The 20572-nt window shown below is 68.7% G+C and carries 17 protein-coding genes and 2 pseudogenes; 8 read left to right on the top strand and 11 right to left on the bottom strand.

From position 1 onward, the window contains the following. Nucleotides 1–351 precede the first annotated feature (351 nt). Nucleotides 352–1584: an FAD-dependent oxidoreductase gene (locus AC07N1_RS24390; RefSeq protein ID WP_494674145.1), complete on the bottom strand. Its 1233-nt coding sequence runs from the start codon at nt 1582–1584 to the stop codon at nt 352–354. A gap of 296 nt (nt 1585–1880) precedes the next feature. On the opposite strand from AC07N1_RS24390, the gene AC07N1_RS24395 reads away from it, so the two are divergent. The 5 genes from AC07N1_RS24395 to AC07N1_RS24415 all read left to right on the top strand — a co-directional run bounded on the left by AC07N1_RS24395 (nt 1881) and on the right by AC07N1_RS24415 (nt 5648). Next, entirely contained in the window at nt 1881–2525 is a 645-nt protein-coding gene (locus tag AC07N1_RS24395; RefSeq protein WP_494674146.1) for a DUF47 domain-containing protein, read from the top strand. Between the two features lie 12 nt (nt 2526–2537). Further along, on the top strand, nt 2538–3539 hold the full coding sequence (locus AC07N1_RS24400) for an inorganic phosphate transporter (RefSeq protein ID WP_494674147.1): 1002 nt from the start codon (nt 2538–2540) through the stop codon (nt 3537–3539). Then, a complete protein-coding gene (locus AC07N1_RS24405; protein ID WP_494674148.1) occupies nt 3536–4105 on the top strand; it encodes an NUDIX hydrolase in 570 nt (189 codons plus the stop codon). The genes AC07N1_RS24400 and AC07N1_RS24405 overlap by 4 nt, the downstream gene beginning before the upstream one ends. Before the next feature lie 61 nt (nt 4106–4166). Next, a complete protein-coding gene (locus AC07N1_RS24410) occupies nt 4167–4889 on the top strand; it encodes an endonuclease III domain-containing protein (protein ID WP_494674149.1) in 723 nt (240 codons plus the stop codon). A 45-nt stretch (nt 4890–4934) separates the two neighbouring features. Then, nucleotides 4935–5648 (top strand): DUF72 domain-containing protein, encoded by a 714-nt coding sequence (locus AC07N1_RS24415; protein WP_494674150.1) that lies wholly within the window; start codon nt 4935–4937, stop codon nt 5646–5648. 1 nt (nt 5649) lies between these two features. Here the strand turns inward: AC07N1_RS24415 and AC07N1_RS24420 are convergent, their stop codons facing one another. Further along, complete coding sequence (locus tag AC07N1_RS24420) at nt 5650–7176, bottom strand: DUF1570 domain-containing protein (protein WP_494674151.1); 1527 nt, start codon at nt 7174–7176, stop codon at nt 5650–5652. 130 nt (nt 7177–7306) lie between these two features. On the opposite strand from AC07N1_RS24420, the gene AC07N1_RS24425 reads away from it, so the two are divergent. Together AC07N1_RS24425 and AC07N1_RS24430 are read left to right on the top strand one after the other, a co-directional pair. Next, nucleotides 7307–7738 (top strand): hypothetical protein, encoded by a 432-nt coding sequence (locus AC07N1_RS24425; RefSeq protein WP_494674152.1) that lies wholly within the window; start codon nt 7307–7309, stop codon nt 7736–7738. Between the two features lie 36 nt (nt 7739–7774). After that, nucleotides 7775–7925, top strand: a pseudogene (locus AC07N1_RS24430) (hypothetical protein); the annotation flags it as partial. Nucleotides 7926–7958: 33 nt separating this feature from the next. On the opposite strand, the gene AC07N1_RS24435 reads toward AC07N1_RS24430, so the two are convergent. Both AC07N1_RS24435 and AC07N1_RS24440 read right to left on the bottom strand, forming a co-directional pair. After that, nucleotides 7959–8921: a M15 family metallopeptidase gene (locus AC07N1_RS24435; RefSeq protein ID WP_494674153.1), complete on the bottom strand. Its 963-nt coding sequence runs from the start codon at nt 8919–8921 to the stop codon at nt 7959–7961. Nucleotides 8922–8937: 16 nt separating this feature from the next. Next, complete coding sequence (locus AC07N1_RS24440; protein ID WP_494674154.1) at nt 8938–10434, bottom strand: CoA-acylating methylmalonate-semialdehyde dehydrogenase; 1497 nt, start codon at nt 10432–10434, stop codon at nt 8938–8940. A 58-nt stretch (nt 10435–10492) separates the two neighbouring features. Between AC07N1_RS24440 and AC07N1_RS24445 the strand changes: the two are divergent. Then, a pseudogene (locus AC07N1_RS24445) lies at nt 10493–10619 on the top strand (hypothetical protein); the annotation flags it as partial. Nucleotides 10620–10622: 3 nt separating this feature from the next. Here AC07N1_RS24445 and AC07N1_RS24450 read toward each other — a convergent pair. From AC07N1_RS24450 to AC07N1_RS24480, 7 genes are all read right to left on the bottom strand, one after another. Continuing rightward, nucleotides 10623–11147: a flavin reductase family protein gene (locus AC07N1_RS24450; RefSeq protein WP_494674155.1), complete on the bottom strand. Its 525-nt coding sequence runs from the start codon at nt 11145–11147 to the stop codon at nt 10623–10625. Nucleotides 11148–11359: 212 nt separating this feature from the next. Then, nucleotides 11360–13909 (bottom strand): TonB-dependent receptor plug domain-containing protein, encoded by a 2550-nt coding sequence (locus AC07N1_RS24455; RefSeq protein ID WP_494674156.1) that lies wholly within the window; start codon nt 13907–13909, stop codon nt 11360–11362. 499 nt (nt 13910–14408) lie between these two features. Further along, complete coding sequence (locus AC07N1_RS24460; protein ID WP_110122045.1) at nt 14409–15326, bottom strand: hypothetical protein; 918 nt, start codon at nt 15324–15326, stop codon at nt 14409–14411. Between the two features lie 10 nt (nt 15327–15336). Continuing rightward, nucleotides 15337–16254 (bottom strand): glycosyltransferase family 2 protein, encoded by a 918-nt coding sequence (locus AC07N1_RS24465; RefSeq protein WP_494674157.1) that lies wholly within the window; start codon nt 16252–16254, stop codon nt 15337–15339. Continuing rightward, a complete protein-coding gene (locus tag AC07N1_RS24470; RefSeq protein WP_494674158.1) occupies nt 16254–17393 on the bottom strand; it encodes a GNAT family N-acetyltransferase in 1140 nt (379 codons plus the stop codon). Before AC07N1_RS24470 ends, AC07N1_RS24465 begins: the two co-directional genes overlap by 1 nt. 67 nt (nt 17394–17460) lie before the next feature. Further along, nucleotides 17461–17958 (bottom strand): GAF domain-containing protein, encoded by a 498-nt coding sequence (locus tag AC07N1_RS24475; RefSeq protein WP_494674159.1) that lies wholly within the window; start codon nt 17956–17958, stop codon nt 17461–17463. 104 nt (nt 17959–18062) lie between these two features. Further along, nucleotides 18063–20384 (bottom strand): methyl-accepting chemotaxis protein, encoded by a 2322-nt coding sequence (locus tag AC07N1_RS24480; RefSeq protein ID WP_494674160.1) that lies wholly within the window; start codon nt 20382–20384, stop codon nt 18063–18065. Between the last annotated feature and the right edge of the window lie 188 nt (nt 20385–20572).

The following is a 20572-nucleotide window of genomic DNA, read 5'->3' on the forward strand; positions in this document are numbered from 1 at the left end:
CACCCTCTCCCGCAAGGGGAGAGGGAAGACGGAAAAAGCCTGGGTCCCCGCTTTCGCGGGGATTTTACGGGAGGGGGAGCAGGCTCACCTCTCGTAACTTCCCTCGCCTAACCCCAACACCGCCTTCCTGGGCCTTGTGCCCAGGATCCATCGTTCAGCCGCTCAGACCTTGGCAGGACGGCCTGGGTTTGAGCGGTCGCCGGCATAGGCCCTCGCCACAGGGGCGAGGGAGGCGGAGTTTTGTTGCTGGGGGCGGGTTGGAGGGGGCATGGGCGGCCGGCGTCGCGGAAGCTGAAAACGCCCCCCTCCGGCCCTTTGGGCCGCCTCCCCCAGAGGGGGAGGATCCTGGGGTTAGGCCGCGACCCTCACCGGGGCGAGGACGCGGGCCAGGACGGTGGCTGCGGCGGAGAGGCCGGTGCGGATGGACTGGTCTTCGGCGCTGTCGCCATGGGTTCCGGCGCGGCCGGCCAGGTGCAAGCCGGCGAAGTGGAGGCGCAGATCCAGGCCGATCATCTTCAGGTGCTCGTCGCAGCACTCGTCGTGGATCGGGTGGACCTTGCGCTGGCGCACGACCTGGGCGTCGCGGGCCGAACCCGGCGCGATCAGGCCAAGGCGGCCGGCCTCGGCGGCGGCCTGGGCGATCAAGGCGCCATCGTCGGAGACCCAGGTGGCGTCGCCTTCGAAGCAGTAATAGTCGAGCGCCAGGGCCTGATCGTCGAGCGCGCGGGCGCGGGCGGCCTTGATCGAGGGATCGTGGATCTCGGCCAGGGCCGGGGCGCGACGGCGGCCGGGCTTGGCGGCGAAGGCGACGGTGACCTGGTCGCGATACATCAGTTCGCAGGCGTGGAAGAGGCTGATCGGCGTGGGCGACAGCGCGCCCATCAGTTCGCGCAGCGGCATGGTCGAGATCACCTGGTCGGCGGTGAAGGTCTCGCTCGTCCCCTGCCCCGTTTCGGCTGTGACCGTCCAGACGCCGGTGGCGCGGTCGCGGCGCAGGTCGGTCGCCTTGAGGCCCAGGTGGATCTCGCCGCCGGCGGCGCGGATGACCTGGGCGCAGGCGTCCCACAGCTGACCCGTGCCCAGGCGCGGACGCGCACCGGTTTCGGACTGGAAGCTGGGACAGGCCGGCTGGGCCGGGGTCTCTTCCGGACGCAGGGCCCACAGCTTGTGGGCGTAGTCGCCCAGGCGTCGGGCGACGCGACGGCCAAAACGGCGGGTCAGCCACTCGCCGAGAGTCTTGGAATTGGCGATCGGGCGCAGCCTGGCGGTCAGCAGCGCGCCGATGGCCGCGCCGGGACGGCCGCGGGCCGCCCGCTCGCCTTCGAGCCGCATGACGCTGGGGGCTTCGCCCAGGTCGTTCGGCAGCAGGGCCGTCCAGAAGGCGCGGATGGCCGGATCGGCGGAGCTCAGCCGGCGGCCCGAAACGTCGAGGGAAAAGCCGTCGAAGGAAAGGGTGCGGCCGGCGCCGCCGATCGCCTCGGCCTCGATCACGGTCACCGTGCGGCCGGCGCAGGCCAGGGCGTGGGCGGCCGAAAGCCCGGCGGGCCCGGCCCCGATCACCAGCGTCTCGACATGTTCGCCCATCTTGGCCTCCCCGAATTCAGGCTTAGAGGATCGGCCGGCAAGGTTAAGAACGTTGTTTGGATTTGGGCCGGCCAAGGGTTTTACGGGGTCTTGGGACGCTATGTCGCGGTCACGCTCCGCCTGTGCGGGCCAGGGCCGCCAGCCTGTTCTGACGCCCTCGCTGTCACAAAAGTTTCACAGAAGGACTTGAACGGCCGCCTCTTCCGTGGTTCCGCTCCGGCCAATGACGCGGATGCTCCCGATACGGACGTCCGCGTTTTTCGTTGCCGCGCTTCGAACAAGAGGATGAAGCGACCATGCTGGGTTTGTTCCGGGCGATCATGCCGAAGGAAGACCGGTTCTTCGACCTTTTCTCGCAGCACGCCCAGACGCTGGTGGCGGGCTCCAAGGCGCTGAGCGACCTGATGAGCGGCGCCGACAGCATCGAGGCGGCCACCACCCGGGTGAACCTGCACGAGGAAGAGGCCGACGAGATCACCCGCCAGGTGATGCAGGCCGTGCGCCGCAGCTTCATCACCCCCTTCGACCGTAGCGACATCCAGGACCTGACGACGTCGCTGGACGACGCCATCGACCAGATGCGCAAGACCGCCAAGGTGGTCAGCCTGTTCGAGGTCAAGACCTTCGAGCCGCAGATGAAGGCGATGGCGCAGATCATCGTCCAGGCCGCCGACCTGACGGCCGAGGCCGTGTCGCTGCTGCCCAAGATGCGCAACAACGCCCAGCGCCTCAGCGATCTGGCCGTGAAGATCACCCAGATCGAGGAACAGGCCGACCAGATGTACGACCTGGGCCGCAAGGAGCTGTTCCTGGCCCACCGCGAGGCCGATCCGATGGCCTTCATCGTCGGCATCGACATCTACAGCCACCTGGAAAAGGTGGTCGACCGCTTCGAGGACGTGGCCAACCGCATCAGCGGCATCGTGGTCGAGCAGGTCTAAGAGGCCCGCCCCGTGGACCCGACGCTTCTAATCCTGGTGTTCCTGGTCGCCGTCGCCCTGGCGTTCGACTTCCTGAACGGCCTGCACGACGCGGCGAACTCGATCGCCACCATCGTCTCCACCCGCGTGCTGTCGGCCAAGTGGGCCGTGATCTGGGCGGCGTTCTTCAACTTCATCGCCTTCATGTTCTTCGGCACCAGCGTGGCCAAGATGGTCGGCTCGGGCATCGTCGACCCGCACATCATCAGCGACCGCCTGATCTTCGGCGCCCTGGGCGGGGCGATCAGCTGGAACCTCTTGACCTGGTGGGCGGGCATCCCCTCCTCCAGCTCGCACGCCCTGATTGGCGGGCTGGTGGGCGCGTCGGTCGCCAAGGTGGGCGGCCTGGGCGCCATCCAGTGGGCGGGCCTGGGCAAGACCGCCGCCGGCATCGTGGTGTCGCCGACCTTCGGCTTCGTGCTGGCCCTGATCCTGGTGCTGATCGTCTCCTGGACCTTCGTGAAGAGCTCGCCGTTCTTCGCCGACCGGGTGTTCCGCAAGCTGCAGTTCGTGTCGGCCGCGCTCTACAGCCTGGGCCACGGCGGCAACGACGCGCAGAAGACCATGGGCATCATCGCCGCCCTTCTGTTCGCCCACGGAGCCACGCACCAGCCGGGGCACATCCCGTTCTGGGTGGTGCTGGCCTGCCAGACGGCGATGGGCCTGGGCACGCTGTTCGGCGGCTGGCGGATCGTGCACACCATGGGCAGCAAGATCACCCGCCTGACGCCGATGCAGGGTTTCTGCGCGGAGACGGGCGGCGCGATCACTTTGTTCCTCGCCACGCATATCGGCGTTCCTGTATCGACGACTCACACCATCACGGGCGCTATTGTGGGCGTCGGCGCCTCGCGCCGGGTCTCGGCGGTGCGCTGGGGCGTGGCCAAGAACATCGTCGTGGCCTGGGTCATCACGCTTCCGGCGGCGGCCCTGACGGCGGCGCTGTTCTATTATCTCGGGTTCTGGATGAAGTGACGGACGGGACGGTCAATCAGGCCGGCGGCGGTAAAGGCGGCGGCAAGCGTCGCCAGGTCGCGGCCCTGCCCTGGCGCGGCGACGGCGCCGGGCTGGAGATCCTGCTCGTCTCGTCGCGCGAGACCCGCCGCTGGGTGATCCCCAAGGGCTGGCCGATGAAGGACAAGGCCGACCATCAGGCCGCGGCCCAGGAAGCCTACGAGGAAGCCGGGCTGGACGGCGTGATCGCGCAGGCGGCCTTCGGCGACTACGAATATCTCAAGCGGCTCAAAAGCGGCGCGGCGCGGCTGGTCAAGGTCGACGTCTATCCGATGAAGGTGACCGGCGAGCATCCGACCTGGCCGGAAAAGGGCCAGCGGACGCTCAAGTGGATGAGCCCGGTCGAGGCCGCCCTGGCCGTCCAGGAGCCGGAGCTGCGCGACCTGATCGCCCGCTTCGCCGGCGTCGACCTGCCGGCCGAGGAGCGCCCCGCGCCAGACCAGGCGCCGACGCCGGTTCGCGTGGCCTTCACCCGCCTGCGCCGGCGGGTCACCGCCCTGTGGGGACGCGCGCGCCGACCTAGATAAGGCTGTGGACAACCAGTTGATTGGCGCATAATGTTCCCATTATGTTCCAAATGGTCGCGTCATGCAGCTATCCCTGAACCTCGCCCGATCGCCGCTCGAAGGCGTGCGCGACGTCCTGCTCGAGGCCTTCGGTCCGCAGCGCCCCAAGGCGCGGATGGATCCGGTCTCGCAGTTGGTGAAGTCGTCGATCAGCCATCGCACGCTGGACGCGGTGTCGTGGGCGGCGTTCCTGCGGCTGCAGGGCGCTTTCCCGAGCTGGGAAGACCTGGCGCGGGCCGAGCCGGACGCGGTGCTCGACCTGATCGCGGACGTGCAGTTCGCGCAGGACAAGGCCCGGCGGCTGCCGCTGGCGCTGCGGATGGTCGAGGCGCGGGTGGGCTGGCTGTCGCTCAGCCACCTGCGCAACCAGACCGTCGAACAGGCCCGGCACGAGCTGCGGGCCCTGCCCGGCGTCGGCCAGAAGGTGGCCGCCAGCGTGCTCAACTTCAGCACCCTGGCCATGCGCGACCTGGTGGTCGACAGCCACGTGCATCGCACGGCGCAGCGTCTGGGGCTGGTCGGTCCGGGCGACCCGACCCACAGCTACCACGGCCTGATGGCGCTGGTTCCCGACAGCTGGACCGCCGACGATCTCTTCGAGCTGCACTGCCTGATGAAGCACGGCCTGGGCCAGATGCTGTGCCCGCACGACGCGCCCCGGTGCGGGGCCTGTCCGTTGAAGGCGCAGTGTCGGCGCGTCGGCGTCGAGGGGGCGCAGGTGCTGGCCTGGCGGCCGCGGGGCTGAACCCCAGGAACTGAACCGAAAGCCCGTTTCGCGCGCTGGCGCTGGATGACCATCCGCATCGGCACGGCCGGCTGGAGTTTTCCGCGCACCCTGGAAGCGTTTCCAGTCGAGGGAACCGGGCTGGAGCGCTATGCCGCCGTGTTCGACTGCGTGGAGATCAACTCGTCCTTCTACCGGCCGCATCAGCGCAAGACCTATGAGCGCTGGGCGGCGAGCACGCCGGACGGCTTCCGGTTCGCGGTGAAGGTTCCAAGGACGGTGACGCACGAGCGGCGGCTGGTCGAGGCCGGCGACCGCGTGGCGCGGTTCCTCGACGAGACCGACGGCCTGGGCGCCAGGCGTGGGCCGCTGCTGATCCAGCTGCCGCCGAGCCTGCGGTTCGACGCGGGCGTCGTTGGGCGGTTCCTGGAGGACTGGCGCGGCCGCACCGATGCGCCGACGGTCCTGGAGCCGCGCCATCCCACCTGGTTCGGGAACGAGGCGCAGGCGCTGCTGGCTGCGTTCGGCGTCGCGCGGGTCGCGGCCGACCCGGCGATCGCACCCAAGGCCGCCGAGCCCGGCGGCGCGGGCGCGATCACCTATCGTCGCTGGCACGGCTCGCCCGTGGTCTATGAAAGCCCCTACCCACCCGCGGCCCTGGACGCCCTGGCCGAACGGCTGCGCATCGAGGCCGCCTCGGGCGAGGCCTGGTGCGTCTTCGACAACACCAAGTTCGGCGCGGCGACGACGGACGCGATGGCCCTGAAGGCGCGGATCTAGCTCAGGTCGCCTTGGCGGCCGGCTTGGCTGCCGAGGCTTCCTTGGCGCTGATCTCGTCGAGCAGCTTCTGGGCGGCCGTGGCGAAGCCTCCGCCGTGCGGGTTGTTAGCCGCCGGCTCGAGGAAGAACCGGGCCTCGTCGTAGGCGCCGGCCTCCATGAAGGTGCGGCCGGCGGTCATGCGCAGGATCGGCTGCTGCGGGGCCAGTTCGACGGCGCGGGCCACGACGTTCAGCGTGTTCTCGGTCGGCTTGCCGACGCCGCGCTGGGTGCGGCCATAGCCGTAGAGGGTCAGGTAGTTGTCGGGATCCAGCTTGTTGGCCTTACCCAGATAGACCGCGGCCTGGCTCATCAGGGCGCCGGCGTCGGCGGGCTTCTTCTCCGCGCGATAGATGCGGCTGAAGGCGGCCAGTTGCAGGGCCTCCAGGTCGTCGGGCTTTTCGGCCAGCAGCCGTTCAAGGATAGCCTCGCCCGCGTCGCGATCGCCGAAATAGGTCTCGGCGCGCGCCTGGGCCAGGCGGCTGAAGCGCTCGTTCGGGCGCTTGGCGGCGAGGCTTCGCACCCGGGCCAGCTGCTTGTCCTTGTCGTTGACCATCTGGCGCTTGAGCAGTTGAACGTCGAGCAGAAGGTCGTCGGCCCCGGCCGGCAAGGCGGTGACCGTGACCGGCGGCGCGGGCGGTCCGTCGCGCACGATCTCCACGCCCATGAGACGCGTGTTGAGGTAGCTCTTCAGCTTTTCCTGCAGTTGCTTGGCGTCGTCGCCATAGACCTCGGTCCAGGCCTTCATCGGATCCTGGCCGTCGCGATAGCGGTCGAGATAGCCGCCCAGCTTCTGGCGCCGCTCGGCGTTGCTCCAGACGTAATGGGTCAGCAGCCAGGCCTGGCCGTAGAAGACGCCGAGGCTCTGCTCGTCGATCTGGCCGCGACGGCCGCTGAGCAGCTTGTCCGCCGGCAGCCAGGAGCGCTGCCGCAGCGGGAAGGCGCGCAGGTTGTTGGGCCCGCCGACGAACACCCGCTTGGGCTTTAGGTCGATGGTCGAATAGTACTCGGGCAAGCCCTCCGACAGCCAGGCCGGGTAGCCGTCGGGAAAATACTGCATGATGAAGTGGTGCACGTACTCATGCAGCACGACGTTGTCGCCGATGGTGAGATCGAGGACGCTGTAGTCGCCGATCCCCTTGACGGCGAGGATGAAGATCTCCTGCAGCGACGGGCTGTAGATGCCGGCCGCGCGCTCGGCGCCGGGGAAGACCTTCTGGAGCTGATCGTTGTCGCGCACCAGATAGACCGGCAGCTTGCGCCCGGCCGGCGCGTTCTGCTGGCCGTGGAAACGGCGCAGGACGCCGTCGAAATCCTCCAGCATCAGGGCGTATTCGCGCGCCTCGCGCTCGCCGTCGGCGGAATAGACGACGAAGTGGGGACTTTCGGCGCGCACCCAGCGGCCGATGGGTTCCTGGGCCCGCGCCCCGGCGGCCATCAGCCAGGCCGACGCCGTTCCGGCCGCGATCACGGCCCGCCTGTCGATACGCACTCACGCCCCCTAAACGCTCGCAACTTTACATTGATTGATGTGATAAATCGGCGAGCGGCGCAAGCCTCGCTGTAGGCGGCGCGCTAGGCTGGCGCGGAATCACGGCTGGGCGGACGAGGAGACGAGGTCGATGAGCGAGCATCCCAAGGCCGAAGGGCCGGACGCCGCCATGATGGCCGCTCCGCAGGCGCTGGCGCGGTTCCTCGAGACGGTGGACGAACGCGTGCTCGAGGGGGCGTTCTCGACCGGCGAGGTGACGATCCTGGAGAACTTTCCGCCGCACGTGTTCCTGGGCCAGGCGGGTCTGGCGCAGTGGCGGAGCATCATGACCGGCCATGCGGGAAGCATCGGCGAGCTGAAGCACATGTTCGGCGCGGCCCAGGACTTCGTGCTGACCGACGAGACCGTTCACTTCACGCTGCCGACGCAGTGGACGGGCGTGCGGGACGGCCGGCGGTTCGTCGAGCATGGCGGCTGGACGTTCGTGCAAGTCCGCGAGGCCGGCGGCTGGCGGATCCGGTCTTACGGCTGGGCGGTCGTGAGTTTCGAGTGGGTGGGGTGAGCTTGGAGCCGTCCCGCGACTAACCCAAAATATCGTCATCCCGGCCGTAGCGAAGCGCAGAGCCGGGACCCAGGGGGGGCGCCTGCACCGTGGTGGCGACCGCAAAGATGAGGCTGTTGCAAGCTGCGAGCCCAGTCCCCTGGGTCCTGGGTCTGCGGTCCGCTGCGCGGCCCTTCGCCCGGGATGACGGAGGAGTGCGGGAGGACCGGGGAGAGCGCCCCTACCCCGCCAGTTCGGTGAAGGTCTTCGTGCCGATCGGATAGCGGCGCCAGTCGCCGTAGTCGAAGTGCCACCATTCTTCGGGATAGACCTCGAAGCCCTGGGCGACCATGGCGTCGCGGAGAATCTGGCGCAGGGCGCGCTGCCTAGCCGTTCCACCGGCGAAGTCGGCGTAGGAGCGGGTCGACATCTCGTCATAGCGGCTGGGCATCTGGAGGACGGCGCCGGTCGAAAGGTCGTGCAGCGCCAGGTCGACGGCGCAGCCGCGGTTGTGGCGCGAGCCCTTGGCCGGGTCGGCGACGAAGACGCGGCTGGCCGGCGGCGTCGCCTCCCAGAACATCCAGGTCACGAACCAGGGGCGATAGGCGTCGTGGATCGTCAGGCCGTAGCCCTGGCCGGCCAGGGCCTCGGCGGCGCGGCCCAGCGCCTGGGCGGCCGGACGCTGGAGCCAGGCCGCCGGACGTTCGTAGAGCTTCAGCCCCATGAAGTTGTCGCGACCGGCATAGCGGATGTCGAAACGAATGGTCGGGTCGATCGTGGCGAGATCGACCAGATCGGCCGGCAGGAAGTCGCCCTCCTCCTTCGGCGGCGTCGCGGCAAGCGCCCGGGCGCGGAGCGTCTTGGGATCGGCGCGGACGGCGCGGCGGATGCCGGCCTGCACCTCGGCGCCGAAGTCGCGGCGCGGCAGGACGGCGCCGCCCCATTGAACGCCACGGGCCGTGACCAGCAGCTCGCCGCCGCCCTCGACCGCGTAGCGGCCCGCCGCCAACGGCGACAGGCGGAGGGCGGGCTGCCAATGGGCGAAGACGCCCAGGCCGCCGTCGTCGGTCTCGAACACCGTCACCGGCGCTTCGGGAACGCCGTACTGGCCAACGACGGCGAGATCGACGGCGGCAAGGGCCAAGCCGGGTGCGAGGCCGGAGGCCAGCATGCCGGCGGCGATCGTCCTGCGCGTCTGACCCATCGCCGCGCCCTGCCCGCTACTTCATGGTCGGGATGACGAAGGCGCTGTCCTCGACGTCGCCTTCCGGCCAGCGGGCCGTGACCGTCTTGACCTTGGTGTAGAACTTCACGCCCTCGACGCCGTGCTGGTTGGTGTCGCCGAAGGCGCTGCGCTTCCAGCCGCCGAAGGTGTGGTAGGCCACCGGCACCGGGATCGGCACGTTGATGCCGACCATGCCGACATTGACGCGGGCGGCGAACTCGCGGGCGGCGCGGCCGTTGCGGGTGAAGATGGCGACGCCGTTGCCGTACTGGTGCTCGGACGGCAGGGCGATGGCCTCCTCGAAGCTTTCGGCGCGAACCATCTGCAGGACCGGACCGAAGATCTCTTCCTGGTAGGTCTTCATGCCCTTCTTGACGCCATCGAACAGCGACGGGCCGATGAAGAAGCCCTTTTCGAAGCCCTGAAGCGAGAAGTCTCGGCCGTCGACCACCAGTTCGGCGCCCTCGTCGACGCCGATCTGGATGTAGTCGGCGATCTTGGCGCGGTGCTGGGCGCTGACCACGGGACCGTAGTGGGCGGCCAGGTCGGTGGAGACGCCAACCTGCAGGGTCTCGATCTCGGCGACCAGGCGCTCGCGCAGCTCGTCGGCGGTCTTCTGGCCGACCGGGACGACGACCGGCAAGGCCATGCAGCGCTCTCCGGCCGAGCCGAAGGCCGCGCCCGACAGATCCTTGACCACCTGGTCGAGGTCGGCGTCGGGCAGGACGATGCCGTGGTTCTTGGCGCCGCCCATGGCCTGGACGCGTTTTCCGTGCGCCGTACCAGTCTGGTAGACGTAGTGGGCGATGTCGGAGCTGCCCACGAAACTGACCGCGCGGATCAGCGGATGGGTCAGGATGGCGTCGACGGCGCTCTTGTCGCCGTGGATGACGTTGAGCACGCCTTCGGGCGCGCCGGCCTCCATCATCAGTTCGGCCAGCTTCACCGGAACCGTGGGATCCTTCTCCGATGGCTTGAGGATGAAGGTGTTGCCAACGGCGATGGCGACGCCGAACATCCACATCGGGATCATGGCCGGGAAGTTGAACGGGGTGATGCCCGCGACCACGCCCAGCGGCTGGCGCATCGAATAGACGTCGATGCCGGGGCCCGCGCCCTCGGTATATTCGCCCTTGAGGATGTGGGGGATGCCGCAGGCGAACTCGATGACCTCGAGGCCGCGCTGGATGTCGCCCTTGCTGTCGGCGATGACCTTGCCGTGCTCGGACGACAGGATTTCGGCCAGCGCGTTCATGTCGCGCTCGATCAGGCGCTTGAACTCGAACATCACCCGGGCGCGGCGCTGCGGGTTGGTCGCGGCCCAGCCGACCTGGGCCTTGGCGGCGGCCTGGACGGCGGCGTCGATCTCGGCGTCGCTGGACAGCTGGACGCGGGCCTGGACCTCGCCGGTGTTGGGATTGAAGACTTCGCCGTAGCGCCCCGAGGCGCCGATGAGGGCTTGGCCGTTCACGAAATGGGCGATGTCTCGCATGATGCGCTCCCTAACGCTGTTTTTCGGCGTCAATAGCATCCGAGAAACGGCGCGTATCCTGGAAAATCTATCCTTCAGCCCTGCGTCCTTCGAGGCTCGGCTGCGCCTCGCACCTCAGGATGAGGAAGTCATTGTACCGAGGCCCTCATCCTGAGGCGCCCGCGAAGCGGGCCTCGAAGGACGCACGCCTATTCCGCATCCACGTGGACCCGGCGGAACCGGCCCTGGAGGTAGACCAGCGGCTCGTGGTCAGGGTCGTAGCGCAGCTTGACCACGCGGCCGACATAGACCCGGTGGTCGCCGGCGTCGAAGACGTGGTGGGTCTCGCACTCGAAATTGGCCATGCAGCCGGGCAGGATCGGCACGCCCGTGCGCCAGGTCTCGGTGTCGATCCCAGCGAAGCGGTCGACGCCCTTCTGGACGAACTGGCGGGCCAGGGCCTGGTGGTCGGCGTGCAGCACGTTGACGGCGAAACGGCCGGCCGCGTCGAGGGCGGCCAGGCTGGACGACTTCAGGTCGACGCAGACCAGGGCCAGCGGCGGATCCAGCGAAACCGACGTGAAGGAATTGGCGGTCAGGCCGACGCGGCGGCCATCTTCAGCCAGGGTCGTGATGACCGTGACCCCCGTGGTGAAACACCCGAAAGCATTGCGCAGGGCGCGGGCGTCGTGTTCGCCGCCTTCACCCAGTTCGATCGTGACCGCCTGACTCATCGAATCTAGCAGTGCGACAAAGCCGGGCCTCGGGCAAGGGCGCGATCCCGCCTGGAGGACGTCCTGGCGCTCTAATGAAGTTTTTGCTTACTTGCTGATCAACCCGCGTCCGCGCCTTCGCTGGCAGAGTGCGAGAAGACGGCCAGGGAGTTCCTGGCCGTCCCCCGTCTCGTCGCCGCCATCCCGTGGAGGCGGCTGGCGTCCAAGAACGTCTAGTATTTCACTTTCAGACGCGCGTACCAGAAGCCGCCGTTCATGCCGAACGGGCCGCCCGAGCGCGGATAGATCTGACCGTCGGCCGTGCTGCCGGTCAGGGCGTAGATCGGGTTGGCCGTGGTCGGAGCCAGCTTGTCCGGATATTCGTCGAACAGGTTATTGGCCCCGACGGTGAGCGTGTACTTCTCAGCGACGGTGTAGCTGATGTCGAGGTCGGCGGTGACCTTCGCGCCGAACGTCTGGCCGGGGTAGTCCTGGTTGGTGCTCCATTTGCTGTAGTAGTTGCCGCGGGCGTTGATCAGGAAGCCGGCGATCTCGTAGCTGGCCGAGACATTGGCGCGGTGCTTGGGCGTGATGTTCTCGATGTCGTAGATCCGGTCGGCGCCGATGGCGACGGGGTCGGACTTGGTGACCTCGCTCTTGTTGTAGCTGTAGGCCAGCGTCAGGCTCAGCGGGTTGTCCAGCAGTTCGGTGCGATAGCTGGCGACGGCGTCGACGCCCTTGGTCTCGGTGTCGAAGCCGTTGGTGAAATAGGCCACGGCGCCGCCGACCCCGACCGCGGCGAGCGCGGGCTGGGCGACGATGTCGGCCGCGGTGACATCGAAGGTGCTGGTGATGCTGATGCGGTCCTTCACCTTGATGAAGTAGCCGTCGACGGTGAGGGTGAAGTTGCTGATCGGGTTGAAGATGAAGCCGACGCCGTAGTTGGTGGACTCTTCAGGCGTCAGGGTCTTGGCGCCGAAATACTGGGCGATGGCGCTGGTCACCGGATAGGTGCCGGTCTGAACCTGTTCGCCGCCGGGGGCGAAGGCCGTCGTCAGGATCTCGGTGTTGCTTTGTCCGGGAGACGGGGCGTGGAAACCGGTGCCGACGGTGCCGCGCACCGAGAACGCCTCGGAGAACCGATAGAGGGCGTTGACCTTGCCCACCACGGTGTCGCCGAAGGTGTCGTAGTCCTCGTAGCGACCGGCGACGCCGACCGTGAAGGCCTCGGTGACGTCGGTCTCGGCGCCGAGATAGACGCCGTAGTTGCTCTGGGTCGAGGTCTTGGCCGAGGCCGGGCTGGTGCCGCCATAGCCGCTGGCGCCGGGCGACTGCGACGCCGTCTCTGGATTGCCGTTCACGATCGAGCGCGTGTAGACGCCGGGCGAGACCTGCACGTACAGCGGCTGCACGGCGTAGGGACCCGCGGCGTAGGACTGCAGGTCGCCGGCGGTGGCTTCGTACTCCTCGTGCCGGAACTCGGCGCCGCCCGACAGGGTGACCGGGCTCGCGAACCCGACTTCCAGCGGATAGGTCAGGTCGAGGTTCAGGTTGGTTTCGCGCTGGATCAGCTTGCCGAACTTGAACGCCGTCTGGCTGGTCGGACCGAAGGAGGCGTTGAGCGACTTGGTCATCGCCAGGTCGAGCGAGTTCTTCGCCACGGTCGCAGAGAGATCGTAGGTCAGGCCGCTGTCGGCCTTACCCTTGACGCCCATCGTGCCGTAGAATTGTTCGACCTCGCCCTGGAAGCGCGGGGTGAAGCCCGCCGGATAGATGGACGTGAAACTGAAGGTGTTACTGTCCTTGACGAAGCCGCCCGTCGGGCAGGTGGCGTTGCCGGTCGGGCAGGCCGTCAGGTAGATCGGGGCGAAGGAGCCGTTGCGCCCCGGCGAGCCCGTGGCCGGCGTGCCGGTGCCGTTGTTGATCGCCAGGGGCGTCGGCGCCGAGATCGGCGAGCGATAGTTGAAGCTCTGGTCGGCTTCGCGATGCCCGACATTGGCCGTCAGATAGATGCTGGTGTTGTCGTTGACGTCATAGGCGGAGTTGAGGAACAGCTTGTAGCCGTTGGTCGGCGAAGAGCCCCAGATCTGGGCCGGGCCGGGATAGTTGGGCAGCTGATTGGCCAGCGTGGGATTGTTGGCCGCGAAGACGGCAGCGATGGGCCGGGTGGCGCCGCGGCTGGTCTCGCCGTCGTCGAAATACTCGGCCGACACGTTGACGAAGCCGGCGTCGAACAGCTTGAAGCCGCCGTTGACCGCGAACTGATAGCTCTCGCCGTCGCCGGCGTAGGTCTGGCCGTAGCGCGCCTGGGCCTCGAAGCCGCTGTCGCTGTCGCGCAGGCCGTAGTTGATGACGCCGCCGATGGCGTCGGAGCCGTATTGGGCGGTGGCGCCGTCGCGCAGGATCTGCAGGTTCTTGACGGCGATCGACGGGATCATCGACAGGTCGACGGCCTGGGCACCCAGCGACAGGGCCGTGTCGCCGCCGGTGACGACCTGGACCAGGGCGGAGCGGTTGTAGCGCTTGCCGTTGATCATCACGAGCACCTGGTCGGCGCCGAGGCCGCGCAAGGACGGCGCGCGCACGAAGGTCGAGGCGTCGGAGATGGTGTTCTGCGGGACGTAGAACGACGGGACGAGGTTCTTGACCACGTCCAGCATGTCGGCGGCAGGCTGGCGGGCGAGTTCTTCGCCTCCGAAGACGTCGATCGGAGACGGAGAATCCACCACCGACCGGTCGGTTCTGCGCGTGCCGAGAACGATCACGGTATCGACCTCGGTCACGGCCGGTTCAGCCGGCGCGGCTGGTTCCGCGGCGTTGGCCAGGCTGGCGTACGCCAAGGTCAGAGAAAACGCTGAAATACCCGAAAGCAAAATAGTCCGTGAGCACTTAGTCATGCATACCCCCTCGTGGCGCTATGCGCGCGCGTTTGCTTTCTCCGTGGTGCTTCCCGGTTCGAGTGTTCTTATTTGATAATAAAAGTCGGGCGATACATTCGATGAATGTCGCCTCTGAAACAGTTCTTCAGACCTGCAACTTCCGCAATAGCTCCCGCCGCCCTCGGGTCGTAACGGGGCCTTCAGGCGCGTCGGCGCCCCTTTGCACGGCGCCCGCCATGATTTTTTGCAGCGCGATGATCATGATTGCGGCGCCGACGAGCAGCCGACGCCGGACTCAACTCCGGGAGGAGTCGGTCGGGCGCGTCACATGACGGTCAGCCGGACAGGAGCGCGATCGCGGCGCGCGCCGGGTCTGTCGGTGCTTTGGGCCTTGAGGCCGCGCCTAGGCGTGCTCGACCAGCACGCCGGGCCGGGCGGCGTCGAGGCCGAAGGTCACCGGCAGGTGACGCACGTGCGGGGTCTGCAGGTTCAGGGCCTTGGCGCCGCGGGCGATGGCCAGCTTGCCAAGCGCCGTGGGGCCAAAGCCTGCCTGGACCTTGGGACTGGCGCCCAGCCGGCGGCGCAGCACGCCGTTGGCGTAGATGACGTTGGCCCGCATCAGGGCCGGCGGGGTCATGAATTCGATCGAGATCGAGACGTTCAGCATGGGGCCGTTCTCGATCCGGTGCGGGGCGTTCTGCTTCCAGGTGACCATGGAGCCGGGCGTCAGCTCGACGGCCTGGGCGCCGGCGTCCCACGCGGGCTCGAAGGCGAACTGCTCGGCGGTCTCGCGCAGCACGATCTTTTCCAGCGCCAGTTCGCCGACATAAGGATCGGCGACCGGATAGACCCAGACCTTCTTGACGCCGCGGATCTGCCACAGCGACACCAGCGGCACGTCGAGATGGTAGAACACCTGGGCGTTGGCGCTGCTGATCAGCATGCCCAGATCGCGCTTGAAGGTCTTCAGGCCCGGAACCTCCCTCTCCTTCTCGGCGAAGATCTCGTCGCAGAGGGCGGCGTATTCGGGGACGTGGTCGTTGGTGTGGCGCAGGTTCAGCCAGATGCGGCCGGCCTTGGCGGCCTCCAGCAGCTGGTCGCCCGAGAGGTTCCCCGCCGAGCCCTTGCGCCAGGTGGTCCAGGCCTTGGGGTCCTCGCCCATGGTGAAGACGCCCAGCAGCTCGCGCGGATAGCGGTCAAGCAGCCGCGCCAGGCCTTCGTCGTCGAACATCGGCCGCTCGTGCAGGCCGTGCTTGAAGACGAGGTTCTCCTTGCCGAAGGCCTTGGCCTTTTCGGGGGTCCAGTCGTGGATGATGGTCATGACGCCAGCCTCACGCCGAGTGTCCGTAGAAGTGGATCTTGAAGGGCCCCCACCACAGGGTCTTGCCCAGGCCGCGAGCGGCGCGGTCGAGCCATTCGGCCCGGTCGCCGGCGCGGGTCAGCCACTTGAAGCCGGCCACGGCCCCGAACAGGGCGGCCTGGACGACGCCGACCGCCATCCAGCGGGCGACCCCCGCCCGATCCGGCGGCACGGCGGCGGCGCAGTGGGCCGAGGGACCCTGGCCGTAGGCGAAGGCGCGGCGGATCGTGTAGTCGAGGGTCAGGCGCTCGGGCAGCGGGTCTTCCCAGACCCACGCCTGCGGCTCCCAGGCGAAGACCGCCCCGGCCGCCTGCATGTGGCCAAACAGCATGTCGTCCTCGCCGCCGATATGGTTGCGCTCGACGGCGAAGGGCGCGACGGGATCGGGCAGGCTTGAGCGCTTCAGCAGGCTGTCGCCGCAGCCGTAATAGTGGTCGATGACGCCGGCCTGGTCAGGACCGAGGCGCGAGAAGAACCGCTCCAGATAGTCGCGATGGGCGGCGCCCTCCGGGGCGCGGCCGCGGACCGGGCCGAAGACGACGTCGGCGGCGTAGCGCGTCTGGGCCGCCAGCAGAGCGGCCAGCCAGCCGACCGGGGCCTCCTCGTCGTCGTCGAGGAAGGCGATGAACTCGCCAGATGCCTTGGCCATGCCGGCGTTGCGGGCGTTGGCGACGCCGGCGCGGGGCTCGTGCACGTAGTGGACGGGGAACGGCGCTTGCGCGGCCAGGGCCTCGGCGACCGGTTGGGCCGAGGGCGTCTGGTCGTTGTCGACGATCACGAGCTCGAGCTCCGAGTGATCCACCCCGGCCTGGGCCAGGACCGAGCGGGCCGCGACGGTGAGGCTGCCGGGCCGACGCTGGGTCGGGATCATGATCGTCACGCGCGCCATCAGACCTCCATCGTCGCGTTGCGCCGGCGGCCCTGGGCGGCGACGGCGTCGACCAGCCCCTTCACCCTGCCGCCCATCGTAAGCTCGGTGCTGGCGATGATGTCCATCCGCCGACGCAGGCGCGCAACCGCTCCATCGCCGTTGGCGCCGGCCAGTGCCCAGACGCCTTCCACCGAGTGGGCGACGCGGCCGGCCATGCTGGCCGAGGTGACCGCCCCGTCGGCGATCAGGGTCTGGGTCAGGCCGTAGGAGTGCTTGTAGTGGTCGGAACCGGGGCCGAGATCATAGCGGGTCAGGCCCTGCTCCGGCATGGCCGCGATGGCCCGCGGGAAGAAGATCTGGCCCGGCGACCAGGCGGCGAAGGCCGGATTGGTCGAGGCGATCCACGGGTGGTAGGTCGCGCCCTGGCGCACCCCGAAGTGGCCGGCCACCAGCTGGCCGCCGGCGTAGAGGTTGATCATCAAGCCCCGGAAGTCGCCCTCGCGGGTCTCGAACAGGGTCTGGAACAGGTCGCGCGTCCATTGCGGGCGCAGGAAGTCGTGCACGCCGGTGCGCTCGATCTGCTCGCGCTTCCAGGCGATCAGCTGGTCGAACGACTCCTGGGAGTCGTCGGCGGCCTTCAGCACCACCTGCCCCATCTCGCGCTCGAGCTTGTTGTCGAGGCGGCGGTAGTTTTTGATCTTCTTGGGGCTGCCCGAACGGACGGCCTCCAGATAGGCGTCGACGTCGCCGCCGATGTCGATGACGTAGGCGGCGGTCGTCGGCTCGGCGGCGAAGGCGGCGGCCGGATCGACGAGGCCGGTGTAGCGGAACACGGCCAGATCGGCGGCGCGCAGCACCTGGGCCGCGTCGATCTCGGCACCGGGCTTGGCGATCAGGCCATGATAATCCGACAGGGGCGCGCCGATCGGCCGGGCCATGCCGCCGGGACGGCGATGGTGGGGCAGGAAGCCGATGGTCTCGCCCTCGCGCCGGATCACCGCGACCCGCGCGTCCTCACGCACCCGGCCGACGGCCTGGGTGAAGTCAGGACCCAGCAGCGGGCTGGCCAGGGCCGGAACGGCCGCGGCGAAGGCTCGCCACAGGGCCACGTCCGCCTGGGCCATGTCGGCGGGGTGCAGGGTCTCGACTTGCAGCATGTCCACCTGTCCTAATCCGGCTCGGCTAAGGAATGATGGAAACAATTCTGCAACCTCGGGGCCAACCTCAGGATACGAAGGTCGCGCGCAGGATGCGTTCGAGCCAGACCTGATCGGTCTCGTCGAAGGCGGCCGGGCGGTCGGAGTCCACGTCGAACACGGCCAGCAGGCGGCCGTCGCCGTCGAAGACCGGCACGACGATCTCGCTGGCCGAGCGGGCGTCGCAGGCGATGTGGCCCGGGAATGCGTGGACGTCGGCGACCAGCTGGGTCTGGCCGGTCTCGGCGGCCGCGCCGCAGACGCCACGGCCGAAGGCGATGCGCAGGCAGCCCAGCGTGCCCTGGTAGGGACCGACAACCAGCTCGCGCTCCTTGGCCGGATCGACGACGTAGAAGCCGGTCCAGAAATAGTGGTCGAAGCTGTTGGCCAGCATCGAAGCCACCGTGGCCATCCGGGCCGTCACATTGCCTTCGCCGTCGAGCACCGAGGCGATCTCGTCGGCCACCTCGGCGTAGCGGGCGGCCTTGTCGGCGGAGAGGGTCTTGTCGTTGAAAGCTTCAGCCATGGCCCGGATATAGCGTGATCGTGTGCGGAAGCGAGCCCCCGCGCACGGCGTTTTCCCCAAGCTTCACCGTCCCATTCCAGGCAAGACCCGGAATGGCACAGCTCCTAGAACTCTTCCCAGTCGCCCGGGCGCGATTGCGGCGCCACCTTCAGGGCGTTGGCGCCCTGGACGTAGCGTTCCCGGAAGGCCTCGCGGCGCGGGGCGGCCGGCTGGCGCGGCGCCGTGCGCAGTTCGCGGACCTCGGCGCCGACCTGGAAGCGGCCGATCAGGCGCTCGAGTTCGGCGGCCTCGCTGGACAGGGCGTGGCTGGCGGCGGTCGACTGCTCGACCATGGCCGCGTTCTGCTGGGTGACCTGGTCCATCTGGTTGACGGCGGTGTTGACCTCGGCCAGGCCGATGGCCTGCTCCTTGGCCGACGAGGCGATCTCGCCGACCAGGGCGTTGATCTCGGAGACCTGCTCCATGATCTGCTGCAGGGTCTCGCCGGTCTCGCCGACCAGACGCACGCCCTTGCCGACCTCGTCGGTGGACGCGCGGATCAGGCCCTTGATCTCCTTGGCGGCGTCGGCCGAGCGCTGGGCGAGAGCCCGCACTTCCTGGGCGACAACCGCGAAACCACGTCCCGCCTCGCCGGCCCGCGCGGCCTCGACGCCGGCGTTCAGCGCCAGGAGGTTGGTCTGGAAGGCGATCTCGTCGATGACGCCGATGATCTGGGTGATCGACTGCGACGACTTCTCGATGCCGCCCATGGCCTGGACGGCTTCGGTGACGACCTTGCCGCTCTTCTCGGCGTTGGCCTTGGCGCTCTCGGTCAGCTGGCGGGCGCGCTCGGCGCCGTCCGAGCTCTTCTTCACCGTGGCGGTGATCTGGTCGAGGGCGGCTGCGGTCTGCTCCAGGCCGGCGGCCTGGCGCTCGGTGCGCTGGGCCAGGTCGTCGGAGGCGTGGCTGATCTCGGCGCAGCCGGTGCGGATGCTCTGGGCGGCCGACAGGATGCCGGCCATGGTCTGTTGTAGGCTCTCGACGGCGGCGTTGAAGTCGCGCGGCATCTTGCGGGCGTCGCCGGCGAAGCCGTCCTCGCGCATGCGCCAGATGAGATCGCCGTCGGCCAGCTTCTCCATGCCTTCGCCGAGGGTGGCGACGGCTGCGGCCTGGGCCTTGGCGAAGGCTTCGGCCTCTTCGGCGTGGCGCTGGCGCTCGATCTCCGCGGCGGCGCGTTCGGCCTCCTGCTCGGCGCGGCGGCGCTGGCCGTCGGCCAGGTCGTGGCGGAAGCCGTCGAGGGCGCGGGCGATGGCGCCGATCTCGTCGCCGCCGGTCACGCCGGGCACCGGCTGGTCGTAGCGGCCGGCGCTGAGAGCGTCGACCGACTGGGTCAGGCCCGACAGCGGCTTGCGCACCAGGCTGGCGCTGGCCAGGAACAGGGCCAGCAGCACCGCGCCGGTGATCATCACGCCGCCGACCAGCAGGATCATGGCCAGGCGATCGGCCGGACCGGTGATGGCCGAGCGCGGCACGTCCATGACCAGCGCCCAGGTGGTGTTCAATTCGGGAATGGCGATGGGGCGGATCATACGCTCCATCTCCTCGTCGCCGACCTTGACGCCGCTGAACAGCGCCGCCTCGCCGCCGCTCAGGGCGGCCTTGACCTTGTCGGCGCCGGCGTCGGCATAGGCCGTGGTGCGCTTGTCGGCGTCGGGGTGGGCCACCCACTTGCCGGCCGCCGACAGCAGCATGACGCGGCCGCCGCCCAGGGGCTTCAACTGCTCCAGGCGCTTGGAGACGCCGTCCAGCGACAGGTCGACGCCGGTCGCGCCGAGGAACTGGCCGCCGATCATCGCCGGATAAACCACCGAGGTCATCAGCTCGGTCTTGCCGGCCACCACGTAGGGATAGGGCTCCAGCAGCGCGGCCTTATGGGTGTCGCGCGGGATCGTGTAGTAGGGCTGGCTGTATTCGTTGCCCTCGTTGAGGGGCTGGAACACCACCTTGCCGTCGGCGTGCACCCAGTAGGGCGTGAAGCTGCCGTCGGGATTGGCGCCCATCTCGGTCTGGCCGGCGAACTCGGCGTCGCGGCCGTCCAGGGCGTTGGGCGCGGCCATGAACCAGCTGCCCATGACGATGGGCGTGGCGTCGGCCTGGGGCCGCAGCATCTCGATATAGGTCTTGCGGTCGCGCAGGCCGGCCGAATGGGCGGCGGCGATCGCGCCGGCGGTCGAGCGCGAGGTGGCCTCGACCCGGCCGATCTCGGTGCGGATCTGCTCGATGGCGTCATCGGCAACGGCGTCGGCGTAGCGGTGCGTCAGCCCGGCCACGATGCCGGAGGTGTGCATCGACACCGCCACGGCGGCGGCGATCAGCAGAAGACCGATGGCCAGACCCGCCACCGTCACCAGCTTCCACGCGATGGTCAGCCGACCGAACGCCTTCATAAAAGAATCTCCACAGCCCGAGCCTTAGCTTGGTTGTGGCGGTCGATTCCTAACGGCGCTTTAACCGAGATTAACCTGCGACAATCTGGCGCCTCGCCGCGCTTGCGCGCGGCCCCCTCCGGCCCTCTGGGCCACCTCCCCCAGAGGGGGAGGATCTGAGCGCCAAGATGCTCCCCCTCTGGGGGAGC

It is taken from the genome of Caulobacter sp. GW821-FHT09B11 (assembly GCF_059418205.1).

Excerpts from the sequence above, each read along its gene's own strand:
- AC07N1_RS24390 (WP_494674145.1), bottom strand. The coding sequence starts at position 1,584 with ATGGGCGAACATGTCGAGACGCTGGTGATCGGGGCCGGGCCCGCCGGG.
- AC07N1_RS24395 (WP_494674146.1), top strand. The coding sequence starts at position 1,881 with ATGCTGGGTTTGTTCCGGGCGATCATGCCGAAGGAAGACCGGTTCTTC.
- AC07N1_RS24410 (WP_494674149.1), top strand. The coding sequence starts at position 4,167 with ATGCAGCTATCCCTGAACCTCGCCCGATCGCCGCTCGAAGGCGTGCGC.
- AC07N1_RS24415 (WP_494674150.1), top strand. The coding sequence starts at position 4,935 with ATGACCATCCGCATCGGCACGGCCGGCTGGAGTTTTCCGCGCACCCTG.
- AC07N1_RS24425 (WP_494674152.1), top strand. The coding sequence starts at position 7,307 with ATGAGCGAGCATCCCAAGGCCGAAGGGCCGGACGCCGCCATGATGGCC.
- AC07N1_RS24435 (WP_494674153.1), bottom strand. The coding sequence starts at position 8,921 with ATGGGTCAGACGCGCAGGACGATCGCCGCCGGCATGCTGGCCTCCGGC.
- AC07N1_RS24440 (WP_494674154.1), bottom strand. The coding sequence starts at position 10,434 with ATGCGAGACATCGCCCATTTCGTGAACGGCCAAGCCCTCATCGGCGCC.
- AC07N1_RS24450 (WP_494674155.1), bottom strand. The coding sequence starts at position 11,147 with ATGAGTCAGGCGGTCACGATCGAACTGGGTGAAGGCGGCGAACACGAC.
- AC07N1_RS24460 (WP_110122045.1), bottom strand. The coding sequence starts at position 15,326 with ATGACCATCATCCACGACTGGACCCCCGAAAAGGCCAAGGCCTTCGGC.
- AC07N1_RS24465 (WP_494674157.1), bottom strand. The coding sequence starts at position 16,254 with ATGGCGCGCGTGACGATCATGATCCCGACCCAGCGTCGGCCCGGCAGC.
- AC07N1_RS24470 (WP_494674158.1), bottom strand. The coding sequence starts at position 17,393 with ATGCTGCAAGTCGAGACCCTGCACCCCGCCGACATGGCCCAGGCGGAC.
- AC07N1_RS24475 (WP_494674159.1), bottom strand. The coding sequence starts at position 17,958 with ATGGCTGAAGCTTTCAACGACAAGACCCTCTCCGCCGACAAGGCCGCC.
- AC07N1_RS24480 (WP_494674160.1), bottom strand. The coding sequence starts at position 20,384 with ATGAAGGCGTTCGGTCGGCTGACCATCGCGTGGAAGCTGGTGACGGTG.